This window comes from Hymenobacter edaphi (assembly GCF_003258365.1).
GTDB classification, from domain to species: Bacteria; Bacteroidota; Bacteroidia; order Cytophagales; family Hymenobacteraceae; genus Solirubrum; species Solirubrum edaphi.
In genome coordinates, this window is sequence record NZ_QHKM01000001.1 from 395,513 (window position 1) to 420,638 (window position 25,126).

Below are 25,126 nucleotides of genomic sequence, written 5' to 3' on the forward strand. Positions count from 1 at the left end.
TGCTCGGGGCAGGTCGCTCGGGGCATTGCCGCCCGGGCGGCCGCCATTACCACCCCCACGGCAAGGCGCCGCACGCTGGAAGGGAGCGGGCAGCAGCAGCCCGGCTAAGCGCTTCGCCCGTTGAGCGGTCCGGCTGCGCGGCGCCCGGCACGACGGGCTTGCGGCTTGCGGTCCACACGGCCCGGCGGCAGGCAGAGCGCCCGCGCCGAGCACTTCCGGCAACGGCCCCGGGGGCCGTTGCCGGACGCTTTAGTAATACAGCCCGTGCAGCACCAGCCCGCGCTTGCGGTTCAGTTCCAATGCGGGGGCGGGCAGGTGAAAGATGCTGGCCACGTAGAACACCGTGCGCAGGGCCTTGCTGCGCGTTGGGATGCGGCGCAGGTCGAGGTCGAAGGAGAGGTAGTACTGCCGGTAGCTGTCGAGGCCGGCGGCGCGGTTGGTGGCCGCATCGTTGTACACCATCTGCTGGGCGCCGTAGCCCAAGGCCGGCTGCAGCCAGCGCGGCCAGCGGCTGCCCTGGGGCAGAAAGGCACCCACGTCGGCGCACAGCCAGTAGGTCTGCCCGTTGTAGTCCTTCAATAGCCGCTCCCCAAAGCTTTTACCGAGCACGTTGGGCCGGTAGGCGGCGTAGCGGGTGCGGTGAAACGACACCTTGGGCATCAGGCGCACTTCGCCCCAGGCCAGCTGCTGCCCGATCAGGCCCGCCGAGCCCAGGAAGTTGGCCGCCAGGTCGGTGGCCGAGGCGCCGTAGGCCGGGTCGCGCCCGTCGAAGTACTCGATGGGGCTCTGCAGCAGGAAGCCCACGAAGCCGCCGTACCACAGGGCTTTGCGGGCGGGCAGACCGGCCCAGCGCAGCAGATCCACCGCGCCCCGGCTTTCGTGAAAAGCACCCCAGAAATGCCCGGCTTTGTCGAGCTGCTTCCACTCGGGCAGGTCGTTGAACCAGTGAAACGAGCTGCGCGGGCCGGTGTACCAGCCCGCGGCCAGGGCCGAGTAGGTGCCGGCGTAGCCCGCCGCGAAGGTGCCGATGACCAGCGGCAGGCGGTAACGGGGCACGGTGGAGTCGGGCGGCACGGGCGGCAGGCGCAACGGCCGGCGAGCTGCCCGCACCGGGTGGCCCAGGCGCCCCCGCAGCGCCTCGGTATCGGGCCGGGCGGGCGTCGATGACTGCGCTGAGTCCAGGGCTGGGGTGCCGCTTTGAGCCGCGGCTGAGTGAGTACTCAATCCATTAAACAACATTAATAAACCACACAAATAAAAACCGGAGTAACTTAGAGCCGCCATAGCCCGAAAAGTACGCAAAAACGCTCGAAACGCTTAATTCGAGCGCAGCGGAACAAGCACCGGGTCGGGGCGCGTTGCTCTCGAAAACGATTTTTCCCTAACCATTCCCACTCATTAAATGAAAGCACTTCGACTCCTGACGGTGCTGCTGCTGGCGCTGACCGGCGTGGCGCGGGCGCAGGTGGTAACCACCAACCCCCCGTTCTTCACCGCCGCCGACGCGGTGACGCTGACCTTCGACGCCGCGCAGGGCAACCAAGGGCTCAACAACTTCGCCGGCGACGTGTACGCCCACATCGGCGTCATCACCAACCTGAGCACCTCGCCCTCGGACTGGAAATACGTGAAGTTCACCAACTTCAACGTCGCTGATCCGTCGGTGCAACTGACGCGCACCGGCACCAACACCTACACGCTGAGCATCACCCCGAGCGTGCGCGCCTGGTTCAACGTGCCCGCCGCCGAACAGATTCTGAAGCTGGCCATGGTGTTCCGCAACGCCGCCGGCACGCAGGTCGGCCGCGCCACCGGCGGCGGCGACATCTTCGTCGACGTGGCCCAGACCAGCGCCCTGGCCGTGCGCATTACCGCCCCGACCACGGGCCAGAACCCGACCTTCATCAGCGCGGGCGCCACCGTGAACGTGACCGGCACGGCCTCGCAGGCCGCCACGCTCACCCTGCGCCTCAACGGCACGCAGATCAGCCAGCAAACCAACGCCACCGCCTTCACCGGCAGCGTGACCCCGACCCAGGCCGGCCGCAACGTCATCCGCCTGACCGCCACTCAGGGCACCACCGCCGTGTCCGACTCGGCCATTGTGTACGTGCGCCCGGCCGTGACCACCGCCGCCCTGCCCACCGGCATGCGCGACGGCATCAACTACCTGGCCGGCGGCACCTCCGCCGTGCTGGTGCTGACGGCCCCGAGCAAGCAGTTCGTGTACGCCATCGGCGAGTTCAACAACTGGCAGCCGACCACGGCCGGCTACATGAACAAGACCCCCGACGGCAACCAGTGGTGGGTGCAGCTCAACGGCCTGACCGCCGGCCAGGAGTACGCCTTCCAGTACCTGGTCGACGGCGACCTGCGCGTGGCCGACCCCTACGCCGAGAAGGTGCTCGACCCGAACAACGACCAGTACATTCCGACCGTCACCTACCCCAACCTGAAGGCCTACCCCACGGGCCGCACCACCGGCATCGTGTCGGTGCTGCAAACCAACGCCCCGGGCTATACCTGGCAGGTGACCAACTTCCAGAAGCCGGCCAAGACCAAGCTGGTGGTGTACGAGCTGCTGCTGCGCGACTTCATTGCCCGCCACGACTACCAGACGCTCATCGACACGCTGGGCTACCTGCAGCGCCTCGGCGTGAATGCCATCGAGCTGATGCCGGTGGGTGAGTTTGAGGGCAACGAATCGTGGGGCTACAACCCCTCGTTCCACATGGCCCCCGACAAGTACTACGGCCCGAAAAACGAGCTGAAGCGCTTTGTCGACGCGGCCCACGCCCGCGGCATGGCCGTGATTCTGGACATGGTGCTCAACCACGCCTTCGGCCAGAACCCGATGGTGCAGCTGTACTTCTCCAACGGCAACGTAACCGCGGCCTCGCCCTGGTTTAACGTCACGCCCACCCACCCCTTCAACGTGGGCTACGACTTCAACCACGAAAGCACCCTCACCCGCAACTACTGCAAGCGCGTGATGGAGTACTGGCTGCAGGAGTACCACATGGACGGCTACCGCTTCGACCTCTCGAAGGGCTTCACCCAGGTCAACTCCGGCTCGAACGTGGGCCAGTGGGGCCAGTACGACCAGTCGCGCGTCAACATCTGGACCGACTACAACAACTACATCAAAACGGTTGATCCGAACGCGTACGTTATCCTGGAGCACTTTGCCGACAACTCGGAGGAAACTGTGCTGGCCAACGCCGGCATGATGCTGTGGGGCAACCTGAACCACAACTACGCCGAGGCCACCATGGGTTGGGTGAGCACCTCCAACCTCAGCTGGGGCTACTACGGCAGCGGCAACGGCGGCCGCGGCTGGTCGCAGCCCGGCCTGGTGACCTACATGGAAAGCCACGACGAGGAGCGGCAGGTGTTTAAGAACCTCACCTACGGCAACCAGTCGAACCCCAACCACAACACGCAGAGCCTGCCCGTGGCCCTGGCACGCAGCGAAGCCGCCGCGGCCTTCTTCTTCACCGTGCCCGGCCCGAAAATGATCTGGCAGTTCGGCGAAGTGGGCTACGACGTGAGCATCGACTTCAACGGCCGCGTAGGCAACAAGCCCATCCGCTGGAACTACTACCAGGAGCCCGCCCGCCGCAAGCTTTACGACGTGTACAGCTCGCTTATCGCCCTGAAGAAAAGCCAGCCCGTGTTCGACAACCCCACCAGCTACTCCCAGTCGCTGGCCGGGGCCGCCAAGTCGATTCACCTCAGCGACGCGGCCCAGAAGGTGACCGTAATCGGCAACTTCGACGTGAACAGCCTCACCATCGACCCGGCCTTCCAGCAAACCGGTAAGTGGTACAACTACCTCTCCGGTGACAGCATCAGCGTGACGAACGTGAATGCCCAACTGACGCTGCAGCCCGGCGAATACCGCGTCTACACCACCAGCCGCGTGCGCCGCCCGGCCACGGTGCTGGCCTCGAAAGCCGCCCAGCAGGTCGCGGCCCTCGGCCTGAGCGTGGCCCCGAACCCCGCCGCCGCCCGCGCCACCGTGCGCCTGACGCTGCCCTCGGCCTCGCCCGTCACGGTGAGCGTGCGCAACGTTATCGGCCGCGAGGTGCGCCGCGTGCAGCTGCCCGCCCGCCCGGCCGGGGCTGCCGTGGAAGTGCCGCTGACCCTCGACGGCCTGGCCGCCGGGCTGTACCTGGTGAACGTGCAGGCCGGGGCGGCCAGCGCCACCACCCGCCTCGTGGTGCAGCCCTAGCCAATGACTGAATGACCGAATGATTGCTGTCCGGTCCTTGTGGTGAAACACGAAACAGCCCGCCCCAAATTGCTCGGGGCGGGCTGTTTCGTGCTTGGTAGGCTGAAGAAGACGTCGGCGGTGGTCCTTGCCCGCCGCCGCGCGGCACCATATTGGTAGAACCTGCGCGTTAAATTATGGCGGGCTGAGCAGCAGCGCAGCGGCCTTGCGGAAGTTGCTGCCGTCAATCCAAGAGCTGACGTCCCGGCACCCGTTCCATGCCGCTGCGCTGCAACTCCTAACGTATCACCTCCGGCCTTCTGCCAACGTGGCTGTAGCCACGAGCGGACGGGCAATGCGTACAAGCCGAAGGGGCGACGCGTATACACGCGCCGCCCCTTCGGTAATTATTGTAGCCTGCTACTCCGCCGCGGCCATTTCCACGTGGTAGTCCACCAGCGAATCGATGGGGGAGCGGATGATCTTGCCCACTTCCATGCCGTGCGAGCGGGCCACCTGGGCCAGCGCGTCGCGGAAGTTGTAGCCCACCGAGCCCACGCAGTTGAACGAGTAGTTCTGGTAGCCCGGGTACTGAATCACCAGGTTCTGGAAGAAGGCCTCGAAGCCCTCGACCACGATGTCGCGGCAGTAGCTTACGTTGTTGTGGTCGTAGGCAAACTTGCTGAACGAGGCCAGGAAGCGGTTGGGCAGCGGCTGGTTGTAGACGCGGTCGAAGATCTGCTCGTTTTCCAGGCCGTACTGCTCGCGGAAGGCCTCCTGCAGGCCGTCGGGCAGCAGGTCGCGCATGTAGTCGCGCAGCAGACGCTTGCCGATCCAGGAGCCCGAGCCCTCGTCGCCCAGGAAGTAGCCCAGCGAGTCGATGTTGTGGGTAATGTCCTTGCCGTCGTAGATGGCGGAGTTGGTGCCCGTGCCGAGGATGGCCGCGAAGCCCGGCTTGTTGCCCAGCAGCGCCCGGGCCGAAGCCAGCAGGTCGTGGCCGACGAAGATGTTGGCCAGCGGAAACACCTGGCGCATGGCCTGCTCCACGATGGCCACATTGTGCTCGGTGGAGCAGCCCGCGCCGTAGTAGCTCACTTCGCGCACCGCCTGCCGGTTCAGCGTGTCGGGCAGGCTGGCATCCAGCGACGCCACGATGCCGGCCGTGTCGATGAAGTAGGGGTTGTAGCCTTCCGTGTTGAAGTGCACGCGCTGCTGCGGGTCGGCCAGATCAAGTTGGCACCAGCTGGTCTTGGTGGAGCCGCCGTCGGCAATCAGGATCATAGAAAGGGAGAGGTTGCGGTAAGACATATCCGCGACACCGGGGCGGCACGGGGCGGCTAAGTTACGGGCCGGCGCGGAAGTTGGCGCGGATTCCGCATTTCCAGGTCGGGTTTTTTCAAGCCCGTAAGTGAGCCTTTACACACGGCGGTCAATGAGTTAGGAATAATGCAGCTTTTGGTGAAAAAAACGCGCAACTTAAATGGGGCATTTTTGCGTAATATTTAACATCTTTCCTGCGTCATTACTGCATTTTCAACATTTCCCACCTCACTTCACACTACTCACATGAAGTACATCTCTACCCTGCTTGCAACCGGCGCACTGGCTACGATGGGCCTTGGCGCCCAAGCACAGGCCCCGATTACTGTCAACGGGCAACTGGCGGCCACGGAAGTAACCACCAGCGGCTACCAGCTGGTAGGCCGTTTCACCAACACGCGCGGCTTCGGCGACGCTGGCCTGCTGGCTCTTTACGCCGCCTCCGACGCCAACAACGTTTACTTCTTTCTCGCCGGCACGCTGGAAAACGGCGCTGGCGGCGTGAGCAACTCCCTGCAGCTTTACATCGACCGTCCCGGTACCACCACGGGCGTGCCGGTGGGCACCTCGCTGCCGGCCGGCACGGGCTCCTTCGCCGGCTCGACGTTCAAGCTGGACTTTGCCCCCGACATGGCCATCGGCATCCGAGGCACGGGCACGGCCAACCAGGTGCATGTTGACGGCGTGGTGTACACCTCCGCCACGGCCGCTACGGGCGGCACCCTGACGGGCACCACCCCGCTGGCCACCAACGGCACGGCCGGCACCGTGACGGCCGCCAACGCCGGCGGCAACCTGGCTCCGTTCGTCGGCGCGCAGGTCGCTTACACCAGCAGCAGCGCTCTGTCGACCAACCCCGGCTTTGCCAGCAACGGCAACGCGCCGAGCAACGGGCTGGAAATTGCCGTTAGCCGTACGGCCATCGGCATGCCCGCGGCGGGCGGCACGGTGCGCATCTTCGCCCTGCAGAACAACGCCGGCGGTGACTACCTCTCCAGCGACTTCATCCCGCAGAACAACGCCCCGATTCCGGCTTCGACGGGCTACCCGCTGCCCAACCTGGGCCCGGCCGGCGGCACCAACGGCGTGAACTTCGCCAACGTGCCCGGCACCCAGGCCGGCGTGCTGAACGTAACGACCACCTCGCTGACGGTAACCGGCAACCGCGCCGCCGCCGAGGCCGTGGCCCTGAGCGTGTACCCCAACCCGGTGCAGGGCGAGGCCACCGTGTCGTACCGCGTGCAGAACGCCCAGCAGCCCGTCAACATCGAGCTGACGGACCTGATGGGCCGCCGCGTGAGCACGGTGTTTGCCGGCTCGCAGAGCGTGGGCGTGCAAAGCCAGAAGCTGAACTCCGGCAACGTAGCCGCCGGCACCTACCTCGTGAAAGTGCGGGTGGGCGAGCAGGTCGCCACCCACAAGGTGACCCTGCTGTAAGCCGTTCGCGCTACCGATGCAAAAGCCTCCCGGGTTCGACCCGGGAGGCTTTTTTGTGCGCCCACAGTTCCGCCCGCGGCCTTGGCAGAAGCGTGGCCGCGCCCCGGTGTAGTTTGAGGCGGCGGCCGGGCCGCGTCAATGCCCGCAGCGGCCGGTGGCAGGGGAGGACCCTGCCGCCGCTGCCCGGGGTCTGTAGGCGTTTGCAAGCGGCTGCGCCGGCCGCAGCGCAGCCGCCCGGCATGTGGCTGTGCCGTCAGGACCGCCGCCGAGCCCTTGCTGGACGACGACGCGGCCGCTCGAACGGGCGGCCAGGGGCCAAAAAAAGCCCCGCCACAGGGTGGCGGGGCTTGTAGGCTCGGGGGCGTTGCGCTTAGCGCGACACCGAATACTTGTAGTTGCCGGCGTCGTTCAGGTCCAGCGACACCTTGTAACCAGTGCCCGGGCTGACCAGCTTGATGTTGTCCCCGCTGTAGTCGAGGACACCGTCGGGGGCTGAGCTCGGCGAATCGCCGAAGTTGATGGCCCAGTCGTTGTTGGCGCGGAATTTATACTCGTTGTTCGTGCCGGTGCCGGGCAGGTCAAACGTGCCTTCCCACTTCTTGGTCGTGACGTTGTAGGTCATCTGTTTCGAGGCGCTCCAGCCAGCCCCATCGTTGGTCGTAGCCGAGCCGACGATACCCCACACCACCGACGTGGCCTTGAAGGTATTGACGCCGGTGTTCAGGTCCAGCTCGATGCGGTACACGCGCCCGCCGGGCAGGGTGATGTCGTTGCCGGAGCCGGCCGCGCCCATCACGCCGTTCACCGTCACCACGTCCGTGCTCGACGTAGTCGGGGGGGCCAGCGAAGCAACGCCCGTCACCGTACCCGAGGTGGACGAGGTGTTCGAGAACTTAAAGGTGTTGTTCGGCGCGGCCGGCACGTAGATGTAGCCATCGTACTTGCGGGGCGTGGTTTCGCGCACGAAAGCCGAGCCGCTGCTCAGCGCGCCCAGCGCGCCGAACGTGTACAGCTCGCGCGAGTACGGCGTGGCCGAAATCGAGAGGGCGTTGGTGCTCATCACGATGCTCATGTTGTTGGCATAAGCAGCCCGCAGCCGAACCTCAGCCTGGCCCACCACCTCCGGCGTAAGGCCGGCGCGGATCAGGGCGGAGTTGATTTCGCCGACGGTCAGGGTGTCGCGGGTGGTGTTCGTCCCCAGGTCGACGGTAGTCGAGTTGGCGAAGTTGCTGCCGCTCTTGGCCACTTCCAGCGAGTAGGTCACCGGAATGATGGTGGTGGCCGACGTATTGAAGGAGAGGGGCGTCCAGGAGTAGATGATGCCCGGGCGAGCGGCGTTGGCGCTGGTCAGCACGCCATTGGCCGGCAGGCTGCTGGCCGCGGCCAGCGTCGGCGTGTTCGTGATGTCGGAAGTCACCTTGACCTCGTCCTTCTCGCAGGCGGCGAAAACAACGAGCAGGGAACCCAGGCTCACGAGCTTGAAGAAGCTGTTTTTCATATGGGAATGAGTGGGAAAAAACGTGGAGAGAAACCAGGCCGGTCGGCCCCCGCGTAACGAAGGCCGACCGCCAAAAGGTTCTAGTAACCCGGGTCGTTTTGCTGCAGGTTGGGGTTAGCCACCAGGTCCGTCGTCGGGATGGGGAACAGGTTGAAGCGTGCCGCCACGCCCTGCCCGGCCGTCGCGCCGCCCTTGAAGGGCCACACGTAGGTGCCGCTGGTGAAGAGGCCGAAGCGGATCAGGTCCGTCCGACGGTGCCCTTCCCAGTACAGTTCCCGGGCGCGCTCGTCGAGCACGGTCTGCAGGCCCTGCGCCCCGGCGGGCAGCGCGGCCAGCTGCGTGGCCCCGGCCCGGCGCCGGATGTCGTTCAGGTAGTTGAGGGCCTGGCCCGTGGTACCGCCGGTGCCGCCGCGCAGCACCGCCTCCACGTACATCAGCTCCACATCGGCGAGGCGGAACATCGGGAAGTCCGTGTCGATGAAGTTGCCTTCGCCGCCGTTCACCTTCGCGTCCGAGCCCTGCACCCCCGTCGAGGAGATGTTGCGGTACTTGGTCATCAGGTAGCCCTGGCTGAAGGTGAAGATGTCGGTGATGTCGCGCGACTGGCCGGTGGTGAAGAACATGGCGCGGCGGTCGGAGCTGTTAGCGCCGCCGTCGAACTTGTCTACCAGGGTCGACTTGGCGCGGATGCCACCCCAGCCGCCGGCAATGCCGAAGGAGTCAGCGGCAAACACATCGAGGGCGCCGCCCACCGGGGCGTGGACCAGGAAGGTCATGCCGCCGTAGGTTTTCGTGTTGCGCCCGTCCGACGTCACCGGGAAGATGATTTCGTTGCGCGCGGCCGAGCGGTTGTTGTCGGTGCGGAACAGGTTGCGGTAGGCCGGGGAGAGCGAGTAGCCGCCCTTGGTCAATACCTCGTTGGCGTAGAACACGGCCTCGTTGTAGCGGGGCGTGCCGGTGTACACCTGCGCGTTCAGGTACAGCTTGGTGAGCAGCGTCCAGCAGGCGCCCTTGTCGGCGCGGGCGTACTCGGCCCGGGGAGCCATCAGGTCGCCCTCGATGGCTTTCAGCTCGGTCTCGATAAAGGTGAACACCTCGGCGCGGCTGCGCTGCTGGGGCAGGTCGCCGCCCACGGCGGCCGTTTCGTCGGCGAAGGGCACGTTGCCGAACATGTCGATGGCGTGCCAGTAGCTCAGGGCGCGCAGGAAGCGGGCCTCGGCGCGGTAGACGCGGATGGTCGCCTTGTCAGCGTCCGACAGCCCGCGCTCGGTCATCCGGGCATCGGTGGTCTGGCGGATAAACTCGTTGCAGAGCGCAATCTGGTAGAAAATCCGGTCGTACATGGCCCGCACAAAGTTGTTGTTGGCGTTCCACGTAAGCTTGTTGTAGTCGGGCAGGTTGCCGTCGTTCCAGGCAATGATGGCCTCGTCGGTGGGCAGTTCCTGGGCCATCCAGTACTGGCGCAGGTAGTTGGAGAAGCCTTCGTCAATGCCCGTAATGTCGGGCTGGCCGGCCGGGCCCTGTTGGCCGCTCACGGCCAGGGTCGCGTACAGACGGGCCAGTACCTGCTTCACCTGGGCCGGGTCGCGGTAGACCACGTCCGGCACGGCGTCGAATTCCGGCGTCTGGTCCAGGTCGCCGATGCAGGAAGAAACAGCGGGGAGCAGCAGGGCCACCATGGCCAGGGCTCCCAAAGTCCGCGTGAATTTATTTTTCATCAGTGTGGGAATTAGAAGCCGAGGTTCAGACCAAGGGTGAAGGTGCGGGCACGCGGGTACACCACGTTATCGATGCCGAGGTTGCCGTCGCGCACGGCTTCCGGGTCGAGGCCGCTGTAGTTGGTGATAAGGAACGCATTCTGAACAGCGAAGGAAACCCCGAAGTTCGTGTTTTCACCGGCCAGCGAACCGAAGTTGTAGCCCAGCGTCACGTTCTCCAGGCGCAGGAACGAGCCGTTCTCCAGGAAGTAGTCCGAGAGCAGCACCTGGTCGGTGCCGGCGGTGAACCCGGAGGCGTTGATTTCCGGCGTCACGTTGTAGAGGTAGTTCAGCGAGTTCGACGAGAAGTTCGCGCCCGAACGCACGTTGTTGTACACGTAGTTGCCGAGCTGCGAGCGGAAGGTGAAGGCCAGCGAAGCCTTGCCGTAGTTCATGTTCGAGCCGAAGCCCAGCGAGGCCTGCGGGCGGGGCGACTTGTACTGGTAGCGGTCCGAGCCGTTGATGACGCCGTCGCCGTTGCGGTCGACCACCACGCCCTGCAGCGGGCGGCCGGTTTGCTGGTCGTACACTTGCTGGTACACGTAGAACGACTGGGCGGGGAAGCCTACCGAGTTGATCTGCACCGTGTTGCCCACGCCGCCCGAGATGCCGCCCACCAGGTTGCCCACCGAGTTGGCGTTGCTCACGCTGGTCAGGTTCTTGATTTCGTTGCGGTTGAAGGCCGCGTTGGCATTCACCGAGAGGTTGAACCGCTCGCTCTGCACGGCGTCCACGTTGGCCTGAATTTCAAGGCCGCGGTTCTGCAGCTTGCCCACGTTCAGGTTCAGCTCGTTGGTCAGGTTCACCAGGGCTGCTACCTGCGTAAAGCTCAGCAGGTCCTTGGTGTCGCGCTGGTACACGTCGACCGAGCCGTAGAAGCGGCCGCCGAAGAAGCCGAAGTCCAGACCGGCGTTGTAGGTGGTAGTGGTTTCCCACTTCAGCTGGCCGTTGTAGCCCGAGCTGCGCAGCGTGCGCAGGAACTGGTCGCCGAACTGGTACTGGGCGGTGGTGGTGCTCAACTGGTAGCGGGGCAGGTAGTCGTAGAAACCGCCGATGTCCTGCTGGCCGGTCTGGCCCACGCCCACGCGCAGCTTCAGGTCCGATACCGTCGAGTTATCCTTCAGGAAGCCCTCGTCCTTGAGGCGCCACGCGAAGGCGGCCGAGGGGAAGTAGCCGAACTTGTTGTCGGTGGGGAAGCGCGAGGAGCCGTCGGCGCGGAACGTGGCGGTGAAGAGGTACTTGCCGCTGAAGTTCAGGTTGGCGCGGCCGTAGAACGAAAGCAGGTTGTACTGCTGCCGGATCGTGGAGTCGCCGTTGTAGGCGGCCACGGCGCGCTGGAACACGGTGCGGTTGGCGCGGAACTCGGGGTAGTTGTACTCCGTGTTCTTGAACTGCTGCCAGGAGTAGCCGGCCAGCAGCTCGAGGCGGGTGGCGCCGAACTCGCGGTTGTACTTGCCGAAGGTTTCCAGCAGCAGGTTGTCGCGGTCCTGGCCGTAGTTGTTGTTGCGGCCGCCGCGGTTGAAGTCGGCCGCGGCGTCGGTGGGCACGAAGGTGGTGCCGCGGCCGCGCTGAATGTCGTAGCCGGCGTTGACGTTGGCGCTCAGGCCCTTCAGGAAGGGCAGCTGGTAATCAAGCTGAATGTTGCCGATGCTGCGCTTCACGGTGCTCCGGTCGCGGCGCTGGTTGACCAGGCCTACCGGGTTGCGCGGGGCCAGGGCCACCAGCTCGCCGTTGGGCTGCAGAAACTGGAAGTAGCCGCCGTAGGGGGCAAACTGGGCCTCGCTGGAGCGCACCGACTGGGTCGGGTCGAAGAATACGGCCCCGCCCACGGCGCCCTGGTCGGAGAAGTTGTTGTCGATCCACGAACCCTTCACGTTCATGTCCACGCGCAGCTTGCCGTCGAGCAGCACGGGCGTGAGGCCCACCGAGCCGGTGAAGCGCTTCAGGTCGTTGTTGATCAGCAGGCCCTGCTGGCCCAGGTAGCCGCCCGATACGCGGTAGGGTACCTTGCCCATCGAGCCGGTGACGCTGGCCGTGTTGTCGTTGGTGTAGGCGGTGCGGAAGATTTCCTTCTGCCAGTTGGTGTTGGCCGTGCCCAGCAGGGATTTGGAGAGGGCGCTGCCGCGGGCGTTAACCAGGGCGCGGTACTCGTCGCCGTCGAGCACATCCACGTACTTCACCGGGGTGGCGATGGAGTGCTGGCTCGTTACGTTCACGCGCAGCTTCTCGCCGGCCACGCCGCGCTTGGTGGTTATCAGCAGTACGCCGTTGGAGGCGCGCGAACCGTAGATGGCGGTGGCCGAAGCATCCTTGAGCACCGTGATGCTCTCGATGTCGTTCGGGTTGATGAGGGTGAGCGGGTTGGACGCGCCCCGCAGCGTGCCGTTGTCCACGGGCACCCCGTCGATAACGATAAGCGGGTCGTTGGAGGCCGACAGCGAGGAGCCGCCGCGGATGCGGATCTGCGAGGCCGCGCCGGGCTGGCCGCTGGTGGTGGTGATCTGCACCCCGGCCACTTTGCCCTGCACCAGTTGCTCGGGGTTGGTCACCTGGCCCTTCACGAACTGCTTCTCGGAGATTTGCTCAACCGAGCCGGTCAGGTCCTGGCGGCGGGTGGTGCCGTAGCCCACAACCACCGCTTCGTTGAGCAGGGTGGTGTTTTCGCCCAGGGCAATGTTGGTAACGCTGGCCGTCTGGCCGGCCGTGACGGTAACGGGAATGCGCTGGGTGGAGAAGCCCACGAACGAGGCCACCACGGTGCGCGGCCCGGCCGGCACGTTCTGGATCAGGTACTGCCCTTCGGCATTAGTCGAGCTGCCCAGCTGCGTCCCTTCGATGATGACAGTAACGCCCGGCAGGGGCTGCTGCTTCTCGTCGAGTACGCGTCCGCTCACGGCCCCGGTCTGGGCGGCGGCGCTCAGCGTGCAGCAAATGAGAAAAAATAGCAGAAACCAGAGTTTCGGCAGGTACGAGTGCTTCATGATGACATGAAAAGGGTTGTGGGAAAATGGCAGGGCTTGGGGAGGGTGGCTCCGGCCGCCGAATGCGCGGCGCCAACGTTTCCGGTAGCGCCCAAAATCGGCAGTCATCAGCCAGTTGGCATTAATAAACTGCGCAAGTTAAAGTTTTGATTTCGGCAAATACAACGAAGAAAACCAGCAAAAGGCCCTGATTTTTTGCAGATCAGACCTTCGGCCGGGGTGCCATGCTGTTGATAATCAGCCGAGACGAGAAAAGAAGCCTCCAAACGATTGCGCAGCGAATGTGAGTGAGCGTTTAATCACCGAACTCAATCGGTAGGCAAATTTCGCTGGTTTCTATCACTTTTGCGCTGTAACAACCTCGATTATATGCGTCTTTTTTTTGTCTTGCTGGCCTTGGTCGCGGGAAGCGCCCGGGCCCAAACCACTTTTCGGCTGACCAGCGTGCCCGCCAGCACGCCCGTCGGCGCCACGCTCTACGTAGCGGGCTCGTTCAATAACTGGAGCCCCGGCAGCGCCGCCCACGCCCTGACGGCGCAGCCCGACGGCAGCTACACCGTCACGCTGCCGGCCTCGGTCACGGGGGCGCTGGAGTTCAAGTTCACCCGCGGCAGCTGGGCCGCCGTCGAGTCCGACGCGCAAAACCAGGACATCGGCAACCGCCGCTACACCGCCACCGGGGCCGCCGTCACGGTGAACCTGCAGGTGGTGAACTGGAAGGACCTGGGCGGCTCGGCGCCTTGCCAGTCGACGGCCCTGCAGCCCAACGTGCAGGTAATCAACACGGCCTTTGCCATGCCGCAGCTCGGGCGCACCCGCCGCGTGTGGGTGTATCTGCCCGCCGGCTACGCCAGCAGCGGCACCCGGCGCTACCCCGTGCTGTATATGCACGACGGGCAGAACGTGTTCGACCAGTGCACCAGCTTTTCGGGCGAGTGGGGCGTGGACGAGGCCCTGGCCGCCTTGCAGCAGAGCGGGCAGGACCCCACCGGCTGCATCGTGGTGGCCGTCGACAACGACGGGGCGCAGCGCCTCAACGAGTATTCGCCCTGGAACAACCCGCAGTACGGCGGCGGGCAGGGCGACCAGTACGTGGAGTTCCTGGTGCAGACGCTCAAGCCCTACATCGACCAGCAGTACCGCACCCTGCCCGACCGCCTGAACACCGGCATCGGCGGCAGCAGCATGGGCGGGCTGATTTCGCTGTACGCGGCGCTGAAACACCCGGGCGTGTTCGGGCGGGCAGCCATTTTCTCGCCCGCGTTCTGGTTTGCCGAAGCCCCGCTGAAGGCCTACCTGCACCAGCACCGCGCCACCGCCGCCCAGCCCACGCGCTTCTACTTCGTGGCCGGCACCCAGGAAAGCCAGACCATGGTGCCCTTGATGCAGGCCGTGCGCGACTCGCTGCAGCGCGCCGGCTACGCCGCCTCGGACCTCACTACCCTCTCGCTGGCCGACGGGCAGCACGCCGAGTGGTTCTGGCGCCGCGAGTTCCCGGCCGCTTACCAGTGGCTGTATCGCCCCGGCACCACCACGGCCGCGCGGGCGGCGGCGGGCGCGGCCGCGTTCCAGCTGTTTCCGAACCCGGCCGCGCACGTGCTCACGGTGCAGCTGCCCGCCGGCTGGCAGCGTGGCCGGCTGGAAATTCTGGACTCGGCCGGCCGGGTGGTGCTGCGCCGCACCCTGCGCCAGGCAACCGAGGCCGTGAACGTGGCCGGGCTGCGCCGCGGCCAGTACGTGGCGCGGCTGCAGGGCGACAAAACTACCCTCAGCCAGCCTTTCGTGAAGGAATAGTTGGCGGCTGATGCGGCGCGGAAGGCCACTGGCCGCCGGAAAAAGCAATGCCGGGCCCCGCTGCAGCTGCAGCGGGGCCCGGCATTGCTTTTTCCGGCGGCCGACGTTAGCAGATCCGCAAAACGAACGGGTGTTCGTCGGGGGATTTTAGAAGCAGGCAATGATTTGGGGAGCTATTTTGCGAATTGTTAAAATTTTAGCCGTTTGGTTAAAATAATTTGATTTGGATTTGGCTTCTGCGGCCCGGCTACGGTACTTTTGCAGCGTCAACCATTCACTCACCATGACACTCGCTTCGAACATGCATCTGCCGCTTTGGTGGTGGCCCAGCCGTTTTGCCGGTCGGGACCAGTCCTCTGCGTGCGCAGCGTAATTCGGAGCAGTTGACCCTGCTACCCTTGAATGCTTAGCAGTGCAAGCCCGGCCCGCCAGCCGGGCTTGTTGCTTTTCAGCGCCGCCGCTCCGTATTCATTTCCGCCTTCCTATGCCGCCTACCATCACCCTGCGCACCCGTCACCTGCGCCTGCCCGCCGACACCGTCACGCCCGTGGGGCTGTATTTGCGGCTGCGCGACCAGTACCCCGGCTGCCTGCTGCTGGAAAGCTCCGACTACCACGCCCAGCAGAACGCGTTTTCCTACCTGGCCCTCGACGAGCTGGCCCGCTTCGAGCTGCGCGGCGCCGAGCTGCTGGAGCGCCTGCCCGGCGGCCGGGAGCAGCGCCGCACCCTGGCCGATCCGCGCCACGAGGCCCTGGACTGCCTGCGTCAGTTCGCCGGCCGCTTTTCGGCCCCCGACAGCGGGCAGCCTTTTATCAGCGGAGGGCTGTTCGGCTTCATGGGCTACGGCGCCGCCCCGTACTGCGAGGACGTGACCTTCGACGCCAGCAAGCCCGCGCCCTATCAGCTACCCGACGCGCGCTACGGCCTCTACCGCTACGTGCTGGCCCTGAACCACTACCGCCAGGAGCTGCACGTGTTTGAGCACACGCCCGAGGGGCAGGAGCCCGACGACGCGGCCCTGCAGCGCCTGCTGAGCGTGGTGCGCAGCCCGGTGCGGCCCTCGTTCAGCTTCGCGCTGGAAGGGGAGGAGGCCACCAACCAGACCGACGACGAGTTCCGGCAGGTGCTGGCCCAGGGGCAGCGCCACTGCCTGCGCGGCGACGTGTTTCAGATTGTCCTCTCGCGGCGCTTTCAGCAGCGCTTCCGCGGCGACGAGTTTCAGGTGTATCGCGCCCTGCGGGCCATCAACCCCTCGCCCTACCTCTTTTACTTCGACTACGGCAGCTACCGCCTGCTGGGCTCCTCGCCCGAGCCGCAGCTGCGGGTGGCCCACGGCGAAGCCAGCATCTTTCCCATTGCCGGCACTTTCCGCCGCACCGGCCACGACGCCGAGGATGCTGCCCTGGCCGAAAAGCTGGCCGCCGACCCCAAGGAAAACGCCGAGCACGTGATGCTGGTGGATTTGGCCCGCAACGACCTGGCCCGCCACGCCGAAACGGTGACGGTGCGCCGCTTCCGCGAAATCCAGTACTACTCGCACGTCATCCACCTCGTCAGCCACGTGCAGGCCACGCTGGCCCCGGGCACCGACTCGCTGCAGGTGGCGGCCGATACCTTCCCGGCCGGCACGCTCTCGGGGGCGCCCAAGGTGCGGGCCATGCAGCTGATCGACGCGCTGGAGCCCTCCACCCGTGGCCTCTACGGCGGCTGCCTGGGCCACCTGGGCTTCGACGGCAGCTTCAACCACGCCATTTTCATCCGCTCGTTCGTGAGCGTGGGCGGCACGCTCTACTACCAGGCCGGCGCGGGCGTGGTGGCCAAGTCCGACCTGGAAGCCGAACTCAACGAGGTGCACCACAAGCTGGGCGCGCTGCGGCAGGCGCTCAGGCAGGCCGCCCGCGCCGGCGAAGAAGTGGTGGCTACCGAGCTGGGCGAGCGGGCGCCGTTTCCCACTGCGGCCGTCTGATTGCCGCCGTCCCTGAGCCCCAGCTTCGCTTCTGCAACGTACCTGATCCGATGAATATTCTCGTTTTCGACAACTACGACTCCTTCACCTACAACCTCGTGCAGGTGCTGCGCGAGCTGGGCCACGGCGCCCGGCTGACCGTGCGCCGCAACGACCAGCTCGATCTGGATGAGGTGGCGGCCTACGACGCGGTGCTGTTGTCGCCCGGTCCCGGGATTCCCTCGGAGGCCGGCCTGATGCCCGCGCTGATTCAGCGCTACGCCCCCGCCAAGCGCATTCTGGGCGTGTGCCTGGGCCACCAGGGCATTGCCGAAAGCTTCGGCGCCGAGCTGGTGAACCTGACCGAGGTGCACCACGGCGTGGCCAGCCAGGCCACCGTCACGGTGCCCGAGGAGCGGTTGTTCCGGGGCCTGCCGGCGCAGTTCAACGTGGGGCGTTACCACTCCTGGGCGGTGCGCCCCGGCTCCCTGCCCGCCAGCCTCGAAGCCACTGCCCACGACGCCAGCGGCGAAATAATGGCTCTGCGTCACCGCCGCTACGACGTGCGCGGGGTGCAGTTTCACCCCGAGTCGGTGTTGACCGAGCACGGCCACCAACTGCTGCAAAACTGGCTCGAAGGTGAAATAGTGAGATGATGAAATGGTGAGTTGAGGCGCCGCTTGCGCATGTAACTCTTCTTCAACATCAAACTCGCCACTTCGCCACTTCGCCATTTCACCACCTGACATGAAAGAACTGCTCACTGCCTTATTCGACCACCACACCCTGAGCCGCCCGGAGGCGCACGCGCTGATGCTGCGGCTGGGGGAGGGCGAGGTCACCGACGTGGAAGCGGCGGCCCTGCTGGCCGTCTACCGCATGCGCCCGATTACCGTACCCGAGCTGGCCGGCTTCCGCGACGCGCTGCTGGAGCTGTGCCGCGACCCGCTGCTGGGCACCCACGAAGTGCTCGACATCGTGGGCACCGGCGGCGACGGGAAGGCCACGCTCAACATCAGCACCCTGGCCTCCTTCGTGGTGGCGGGGGCGGGCTACAAGGTGGCCAAGCACGGCAACTTCGGCGTGTCGTCGCCGGTGGGTTCCAGCAACGTGCTGGCTTACTTTGGCTACGACTTCGACGCCGACCCCGACCGCCTGCGCCGGCAGCTCGACACGGCCGGCATCTGCTTCTTGCACGCGCCGGCCTACCACCCGGCCATGCGCCGCGTGGCCCCGGTGCGCCGCGACCTGGGCGTGCGCACTTTCTTCAACATGCTCGGCCCGCTCATCAACCCCGCCCGCCCGGCGGCCCAGCTGCTAGGCGTGTACAGCCTGGAGCTGCTGCGTCTCTACCAGTACCTGCTCGAAGACGCCGGCACGCGCTACGCCGTGGTGCACGCCCTCGACGGCTACGACGAGCTGAGTTTGACCGGCGAGGCCAAAATTGCCACCTCGGCCGAGGGCGAGCAACTGCTCACGGCCGAAGCCCTCGGCCTGCCGGTGTGCCAGGCCGAGGAGCTGGCCGGCGGGCAGTCGGTGGAAGGCTCGGCCCGCATCTTCCGCGACGTGCTCGACGGCAAAGGCACCCGCGCCCAGTGCGACGTGGTGGCCGCCAACGCCGCCCTCGGCATCCGCTGCATCAATCCCAAGGTGTCGCTGCCCGACGCCCTCGAAGCCGCCTACGACTCGCTCGATTCTGGTCGCGCCCGCCGCGCCTTTATCGGCCTGCTGAACACGCAGTAAGCCTTGGTAGAGCAGCACGGGCGCGTCTGCTCGCGGCAGCCGCGGACGACTATCTGCCGCTGAGACGCAAGGCTGCGGCTTTGCACCCAGCATCATTTTCCCCAAACATCAACCCCGATTTACCTCCCTTGGTCGTCAGGCTCCCCCTCTCCCCTTGGAGAGGGGGTCGGGGGGTGAGGCTCTTTATGACAACAACCCTGAACACTCCCGACGTGCTGGCCCGCATTGTGGCCCACAAGCGGCAGGAAGTGGCCGAGCGCCGCGGTCTGCAGCCCGAAAAGCTGCTGGAGCGCAGCCAGTACCTCGACGCGCCCACGCTTTCCCTGCGCCAGTACCTGCGCCGGCCCGAGCTGAGCGGCATCATCGCCGAGTTCAAGCGCCGCTCCCCATCCAAAGGCTGGATCAACGAGTTTGCGCTGGTGGAGCGCACCACGCTGGGCTACATGCAGGCCGGCGCCGCCGCTTTGTCGGTGCTGACGGATACCGAATTCTTCGGCGGCAAAAACGAAGACCTGACCACGGCCCGACGCTTCAACCTGTGCCCGATTCTGCGCAAGGACTTCGTGGTCGATGCCTACCAGTTGCTCGAAGCCCGCAGCCTCGGCGCCGACGCGGTGCTGCTCATTGCCAGCGTACTCACCCCCCAGGAAATCCGTGAGCTGGGCCGGCAGGCGCGGGCGCTGGGCCTGGAAGTGCTGCTGGAAGTGCACGATAAGGCGGAGCTGGACCGCTCGCTCGACGCGGCCCACGACGCCCTCGACCTGGTGGGGGTGAACAACCGCGACCTGCGCGACTTCTCCGTGTCCTTGGAGCGCAGCCTGCAGCTGGTGGAGCACCTGCCCGCCGGGCTGGGCAAGGTGGCCGAAAGCGGCCTGCGCACGGCCCAGGACGTAGCCACGCTGCGCCGGGCCGGCTTCGAGGGCTTCCTCATCGGCGAAACGTTCATGCGCCACGGCCGCCCGGAGCGCGCCTGCGCCGCCCTGGTGCAGCAGCTGCGCGAACTATCGGCCACCCACTAGCCCTTACCAGCGCTATGACTGCCACTGCCGCATCCCGCACGCCCACCTTGCCCGCCCCGCGGCCCGACCGGCCGCTGCTGAAAGTGTGCGGGCTGAAATACCCCGCCAACGTGGCCGCCGTGGCCGCCTTGCCGGTGGATATGCTCGGCTTCATCTTCGCGTCGAAGTCGCCGCGCTACGCCCCGCCGGCCCTGGACGCGGCCCAGCTGCGGGCGCTGCCGGTGTGCAAAGTGGGTGTGTTCGTCGACGAGGCGCCGGCCGTTATCCGCCGCACGGCCCTGCACTTTGGCCTCACGGCCGTGCAGCTGCACGGGCAGGAGTCGGCGGCCGACTGCGCGGCGCTGGCCGCAGCGGGCCTGCCGGTGCTCAAGGCCGTCGGGGTGGGGGCGCAGCTCGACCTGGAGCGGCTGGCGGCGTACGCGCCCTTTTGTTCCTACTTCATCTTCGACACGGCCGGGCCGGCGGCGGGCGGCAACGGCACCGCCTTCGACTGGGAGCTGCTGCGCGCCTACAACCTGCCCACGCCCTACCTGCTGGCCGGCGGCCTCGGACCCGCGAATGCGGCGGCCCTGCGCGGGCTGCAGCTGCCCGGTTTGGCGGGCTTCGACGTGAACAGCCGGGTGGAGCAGGGGCCAGGGCTGAAGGATATCGGGCTGCTCCGGACCTTTATCGACGAAGTATACGGCTGAGTTTTTAGCCCGCCGAGGGCGCTGAGTCGTTCAACGCCGCCTCGCAACCAACAACCAGAATCACCATGAGCCAATACCACCCCAACGCCCGCGGCTACTACGGCCAGTTCGGCGGCGCTTTCATCCCCGAAATGCTCTACCCCAACGTGGAGGAGCTGCGGGAGCAGTACCTGGATATCCTGGCCGACCCCGACTTTCAGCGGGAGTACCAGCTGCTGCTGCGCGACTACGTGGGCCGCCCCACGCCTTTGTTCAAGGCCGAGCGGCTGAGCCGGCACTTCGGGGCCACCATCTACCTCAAGCGCGAAGACCTCTGCCATACCGGTGCCCACAAGGTCAACAACACCGTGGGCCAGATCTTGCTGGCCGAGCGCCTGGGCAAGAAGCGCATCATTGCCGAAACCGGGGCCGGGCAGCACGGCGTGGCCACGGCCACCGTGTGCGCCCTGCGCGGACTGGAATGCATCGTGTATATGGGTGCCGTGGACATGGAGCGGCAGAAGCCCAACGTGGCCCGCATGCGCATGCTCGGCGCCGAGGTGCGGCCGGCCGTCAGCGGCTCCCAGACGCTCAAGGACGCCACCAACGAGGCCATTCGCGACTGGATTTCGAACCCCACCGACACGCACTACATCATCGGCTCGGTGGTGGGGCCGCACCCGTACCCCGACCTGGTGGCCCGGCTGCAGGCCGTTATCAGCGAGGAAATCCGGCGGCAGCTGCGCGAGAAAACCGGCTCGGAGCTGCCCGATTACGTGGTGGCCTGCGTGGGCGGGGGCTCCAACGCCGCCGGCGCCTTCTACCACTACCTCGACGAGCCGGCGGTGCAGCTGGTGGCCGTGGAAGCCGCCGGCCACGGCGTCGACACCGATAAATCGGCGGCTACCTCGGTGCTGGGCCGGCCGGGCATCATCCACGGCAGCCGCACCCTGCTGATGCAGGACGAACACGGCCAGATTACCGAGCCGCACTCCATTTCGGCCGGCCTCGACTACCCCGGCATCGGCCCGCTGCACGCTTTCTTGGCCGACTCCCGGCGGGCGCAGTTCCTGAGCATCACCGACCACGACGCGCTGCAGGCCGCTCAGCTCTGCAGCCGCCTCGAAGGCATCATTCCGGCCCTGGAATCGGCCCACGCCATTGCCGCGCTGGAGGTCATGAACCTCAAGCCCGCCGACGTAGTCGTGCTGAACCTCTCCGGCCGCGGCGACAAGGACCTGGAAACCTACCTGCGCGAGTTGCAGCTGGCTTGATTGGAGCTGGCTCGTCATGTCGAGCTTGTCGAGACATCTCGCGAGCTGACAGCCGATAGTAAATCCTCGTTCAACGGAACAACTTGTGGAAGTCAGCACGCGAGATTCCTCGACTGCGCTCGGAATGACGTGCTGGTGTAACGCGACACCCTCTTTGCTCATGCAAAACCGCTTTGCCGACCTGCTGGCCCGCAAGCCCCAGGGCCTGCTCAACCTCTACCTCACCGCCGGCTACCCCGGGCGCCACGACACCGTGCCGCTGCTGCAGACGCTGGCCGACGCCGGCGCCGACATCCTCGAAATCGGCGTGCCTTTTTCCGACCCCCTGGCCGACGGCCCGGTGATTCAGCAAACCAGCACGACGGCCCTGCGCAACGGCATGACCCTGAAGGCGCTGCTGCAGGAGCTGCAGGGCATTCGGCAGGTGCTGCCCGATACGCCGCTGCTGCTCATGGGCTACCTCAACCCGGTGCTGCAGCTGGGCATGGAAGAATTCTGCCGCCAGGCTTCGGAAGCGGGCATCGACGGCGTCATCCTGCCCGACCTGCCGGCCGAGGAATACGCGGACTTCTACCAGGACACCTTTCGCCGCTACAACCTGCGGCCGGTGTTTCTCATCACCCCGCAAACCTCCGAGGCCCGCATCCGCCGCCTCGACGAGCTGACCGACGCCTTCCTCTACCTCGTCTCGGGCCCGGGCCTGACCGGCGGCAACCAAACCGCCGACCAGGGCGCCCAGCAGGCCTACCTGCAGCGCGTAGCGGCCCTGAACCTGCGCAACCCCCGCCTCGTGGGCTTCGGCATTGCCGATAAGGCTTCCTTCGACCAAGCCTGCCGGCACGCCCACGGCGCCATCATCGGCTCGGCCCTGCTGCGCGCCCTCGACGGGGCCGCCGACCCGCACGCGGCCGCCCGGCAGTTTGTGCACAGCATCCGGCCGGCTCAGACTTCGACTTCCGCCATTTCCTGATTTCCCCCAGCGTTTTTCCCCGCTGAACCGGCCGGTGCTCTTCGGGGCGCCGGCCACCTTTTTCCTTCATTCGCCGCCCCATGATTATTCACCTCGCCCCCGACCTTTCCGCCGCCGACCAGGATACGCTGGTGGCCCAGCTGCGCGAGCTGCGCTTTAAAGTAACCCCGGTGCGCACCCAGCGCGCCGCTTACCTCGTGGCCCTGGGCCCCCAGGACGTCGACATCCGCCGCATCGGCGCCCTGCCCGGCGTGCGCGACGTGCACCGCGTGTCCGACGACTACAAGCTGGTGTCGCGCAAGTGGCGCGTACACCCCACCGTGCTCGATCTGGGCGACGGTATTCGCCTGGGGGAAGGCTCGCTGAGCATCGTGGCCGGGCCCTGCAGCATCGAAAACGAGGCCCAGATGGAGGCCGTGATGCAGCACCTGGTGCAGAGCGGCGTGCGGCTGATGCGCGGCGGTGTGTTCAAGCCCCGCTCGTCGCCGTACTCCTTCCGCGGCCTGGGGCTGGAAGGCCTGCGCGACTTTTACCGCCTGGCCCGGCAGCACGGCCTGCGCATCGTGACGGAGGTCATGCAGGTGTCGCAGGTGGAGGAAATGCTCGACTACGTGGACGTGTTTCAGGTGGGCGCCCGCAACACCCAGAACTTCAACCTGCTCGACGCCCTGGGCCAGGTGGATAAGCCGGTGCTGCTCAAGCGCGGCGTGTCGGGCACCATCGAGGAGCTGCTGCACTCGGCCGAGTACATCTTTTCGGGCGGCAACGAGGACATCATCCTCTGCGAGCGGGGCATCCGCACCTTCGAAACGGCCTCGCGCAACACCCTGGACCTGAACGCGGTGCCCATTCTGAAGGAGAAAACCCACCTGCCGGTGTTCGTCGACCCCTCGCACGGCATCGGCATCCGGGAGCACGTGGCCCCGCTGGCCCTGGCCGGCGTGATGGCCGGCGCCGACGGCATCCTCTACGAAACCGCCCCCGTGCCCGAGCGCGCCGCCTCCGACGGGCAGCAAACCCTGAACTTCGACGAATCGGCGCGGCTGGTGGAGGCGCTGCGCCGCACCTACGCCCTGCGCCAGGAGCTGCAGGAGCTGGAGCTGGTGTAACGGGGCCGCTCCCCGGCGCGGGCCGGCGCCTATATTCGTGCCATGCCGCTCTTCGTCTTCAACGCCTACAGCAGCCTGCTCCTGCCGTTTTTCGTGCAGGGCGCGGTGGTGAGCGGGCTGCTGCTGGTGCGCGGCCGGCGCCACGGCACGCCCGCCGACGGCTGGCTGGCCCTGCTGCTGCTGCTGAGCACGGCCCGGCTGGCGCAGTGGATGCTGGGCTTCGGCGGCTGGTACGACGCGCACGACGCGCGCACGACCTTCATGTTCTACTTCCCGTTCAGCAACTGGCTGGCGCTGGGTCCGGCGCTGTACTTCTACTTCCGCAGCCTTACCAATCAGGCGTTTCGCTTCGGCCGGCGCGACGGGCGCCACTTCCTGCCCGCCCTGCTCTACCTGGCCGCGCAGCTGCTGCTCTGGGCCTACGACGTGGGCTGGCAGCACCTGGCGCTGGGCCGGCCGCTGCCCGGGCACTTCGGCACCAAGGGCACCCTGGCCACCTGGCTGGACGCGTCCGCGCTGAGCCGCGGGCCCGAGCTGCTGGGCTACGTCTCGGTGCTGGTGTACGCGGGCCTGACCTTGCGCCACTACCGCGCCTACCGCCGCTACGTCAACGACCATTTCAGCGACACCGAGCGGCTGCGTTTCACCTGGCTGCGCAACGTGCTGGTGGCCGTGCCGGCGGGTTTGCTCGTCACGTTGCTCTTCGAGGCATTGAATGCCGCCGCCGGCCCCCTCGACTACTACCAGGCCTGGTACGATTACCTCTTCACCGGCCTGCTGATTTACTACCTGAGCCTGGCCGGTCTGCTGGCCAACCACCGCCTCACCGCGCCCCTGCACTTTCAGCCCGCCGAGCCGGCCACCGATGAAGCGCCGCCCGAGCCCGCCGCCGGCCCCGGCCCCGCGGCCCCCGAACCCGACCTGCCAGCAGCCCCGATGCTCGACCCGGCGGATGCTACTGCGCCATCTGTTGCTTCGGCGGCGCCGGCCGGAGCGGGGCTCGTCACAGCGGCCGAAGCTGCCGTGCCCGACTCGGAGCTGGTGCGCTGGGCTGAAAAGCTGCGCGCCCACATGGCCGCCGCCCGGCCCTACCTCGCGCCCGAGCTGACGCTGAGCGAGCTGGCCGCGCAGCTGCGCACCAATACCTCCTGGTTGTCGCGCGTGGTCAATACCGGCTGCGGGCAGAACTTCAACGACTTCGTCAACGAGTACCGGGTGCGGGAGGCCGAGCGGCGGCTGCAAGACCCGCAGTTTCGGCACTACACCCTGCTGACGGTGGCGCTGGAGTCGGGCTTCAACTCCAAGTCCACCTTCAACCGGGTGTTTCGCAAGCTGCGCGGCCTGACGCCCAGCGAGGTAGCGGGGCGCAATCCATAAGTTGGGACGTCCCAACGCGTA

17 protein-coding genes are annotated in these 25,126 nt (G+C 66.4%); 12 read left to right on the top strand and 5 right to left on the bottom strand.

Features of this window, described 5'->3' with window-relative positions; all coding sequences use genetic code 11:
* Window positions 1–249: 249 nt before the first annotated feature.
* A complete protein-coding gene (locus DLM85_RS01490) occupies window positions 250–1,224 on the bottom strand; it encodes a YfiM family lipoprotein (RefSeq protein WP_207890941.1) in 975 nt (324 codons plus the stop codon).
* 178 nt (window positions 1,225–1,402) lie between these two features.
* On the opposite strand from DLM85_RS01490, the gene DLM85_RS01495 reads away from it, so the two are divergent.
* Window positions 1,403–4,234 carry an alpha-amylase family glycosyl hydrolase gene (locus DLM85_RS01495; RefSeq protein ID WP_111476297.1) on the top strand — a complete coding sequence of 944 codons (2,832 nt, stop codon included), beginning with the start codon at window positions 1,403–1,405 and terminating at the stop codon, window positions 4,232–4,234.
* Between the two features lie 399 nt (window positions 4,235–4,633).
* Here the strand turns inward: DLM85_RS01495 and DLM85_RS01500 are convergent, their stop codons facing one another.
* A complete protein-coding gene (locus DLM85_RS01500) occupies window positions 4,634–5,494 on the bottom strand; it encodes an N-acetylglucosamine kinase (protein ID WP_111476298.1) in 861 nt (286 codons plus the stop codon).
* Window positions 5,495–5,779: 285 nt separating this feature from the next.
* On the opposite strand from DLM85_RS01500, the gene DLM85_RS25300 reads away from it, so the two are divergent.
* Window positions 5,780–6,970, top strand: coding sequence for a T9SS type A sorting domain-containing protein (locus DLM85_RS25300; protein ID WP_165821970.1), 1,191 nt, complete (start codon window positions 5,780–5,782; stop codon window positions 6,968–6,970).
* Window positions 6,971–7,340: 370 nt separating this feature from the next.
* Here DLM85_RS25300 and DLM85_RS01510 read toward each other — a convergent pair whose 3' ends face one another.
* From DLM85_RS01510 to DLM85_RS01520, 3 genes are all read right to left on the bottom strand, one after another.
* Entirely contained in the window at window positions 7,341–8,468 is a 1,128-nt protein-coding gene (locus DLM85_RS01510) for a SusE domain-containing protein (protein WP_111476300.1), read from the bottom strand.
* Window positions 8,469–8,548: 80 nt separating this feature from the next.
* Window positions 8,549–10,186, bottom strand: a complete 1,638-nt coding sequence (locus DLM85_RS01515; RefSeq protein ID WP_111476301.1) for a RagB/SusD family nutrient uptake outer membrane protein — start codon at window positions 10,184–10,186, stop codon at window positions 8,549–8,551.
* Between the two features lie 11 nt (window positions 10,187–10,197).
* On the bottom strand, window positions 10,198–13,206 hold the full coding sequence (locus tag DLM85_RS01520; protein WP_111476302.1) for a SusC/RagA family TonB-linked outer membrane protein: 3,009 nt from the start codon (window positions 13,204–13,206) through the stop codon (window positions 10,198–10,200).
* A gap of 369 nt (window positions 13,207–13,575) precedes the next feature.
* On the opposite strand from DLM85_RS01520, the gene DLM85_RS01525 reads away from it, so the two are divergent.
* From DLM85_RS01525 to DLM85_RS01570, 10 genes are all read left to right on the top strand, one after another.
* Window positions 13,576–15,000, top strand: a complete 1,425-nt coding sequence (locus tag DLM85_RS01525; RefSeq protein WP_111476303.1) for an alpha/beta hydrolase-fold protein — start codon at window positions 13,576–13,578, stop codon at window positions 14,998–15,000.
* 484 nt (window positions 15,001–15,484) lie between these two features.
* The gene (locus DLM85_RS01530; RefSeq protein ID WP_111476304.1) at window positions 15,485–16,966 is read left to right on the top strand and encodes an anthranilate synthase component I family protein; all 1,482 of its coding nucleotides are present in this window, start codon (window positions 15,485–15,487) and stop codon (window positions 16,964–16,966) included.
* A 50-nt stretch (window positions 16,967–17,016) separates the two neighbouring features.
* Window positions 17,017–17,601, top strand: a complete 585-nt coding sequence (locus tag DLM85_RS01535; RefSeq protein WP_111476305.1) for an anthranilate synthase component II — start codon at window positions 17,017–17,019, stop codon at window positions 17,599–17,601.
* A gap of 91 nt (window positions 17,602–17,692) precedes the next feature.
* On the top strand, window positions 17,693–18,688 hold the full coding sequence (gene trpD / locus DLM85_RS01540; RefSeq protein ID WP_111476306.1) for an anthranilate phosphoribosyltransferase: 996 nt from the start codon (window positions 17,693–17,695) through the stop codon (window positions 18,686–18,688).
* A gap of 185 nt (window positions 18,689–18,873) precedes the next feature.
* Entirely contained in the window at window positions 18,874–19,707 is an 834-nt protein-coding gene (gene trpC, locus DLM85_RS01545; RefSeq protein ID WP_111476307.1) for an indole-3-glycerol phosphate synthase TrpC, read from the top strand.
* Between the two features lie 14 nt (window positions 19,708–19,721).
* Window positions 19,722–20,396, top strand: coding sequence for a phosphoribosylanthranilate isomerase (locus tag DLM85_RS01550; RefSeq protein ID WP_111476308.1), 675 nt, complete (start codon window positions 19,722–19,724; stop codon window positions 20,394–20,396).
* 65 nt (window positions 20,397–20,461) lie between these two features.
* Window positions 20,462–21,649 (top strand): tryptophan synthase subunit beta, encoded by a 1,188-nt coding sequence (gene trpB / locus DLM85_RS01555; protein WP_111476309.1) that lies wholly within the window; start codon window positions 20,462–20,464, stop codon window positions 21,647–21,649.
* 160 nt (window positions 21,650–21,809) lie between these two features.
* On the top strand, window positions 21,810–22,619 hold the full coding sequence (gene trpA / locus DLM85_RS01560) for a tryptophan synthase subunit alpha (protein WP_111476310.1): 810 nt from the start codon (window positions 21,810–21,812) through the stop codon (window positions 22,617–22,619).
* A gap of 80 nt (window positions 22,620–22,699) precedes the next feature.
* A complete protein-coding gene (locus tag DLM85_RS01565) occupies window positions 22,700–23,728 on the top strand; it encodes a bifunctional 3-deoxy-7-phosphoheptulonate synthase/chorismate mutase (protein ID WP_111476311.1) in 1,029 nt (342 codons plus the stop codon).
* Between the two features lie 42 nt (window positions 23,729–23,770).
* Entirely contained in the window at window positions 23,771–25,105 is a 1,335-nt protein-coding gene (locus DLM85_RS01570; protein WP_111476312.1) for a helix-turn-helix domain-containing protein, read from the top strand.
* The last annotated feature ends 21 nt before the right edge of the window (window positions 25,106–25,126 follow it).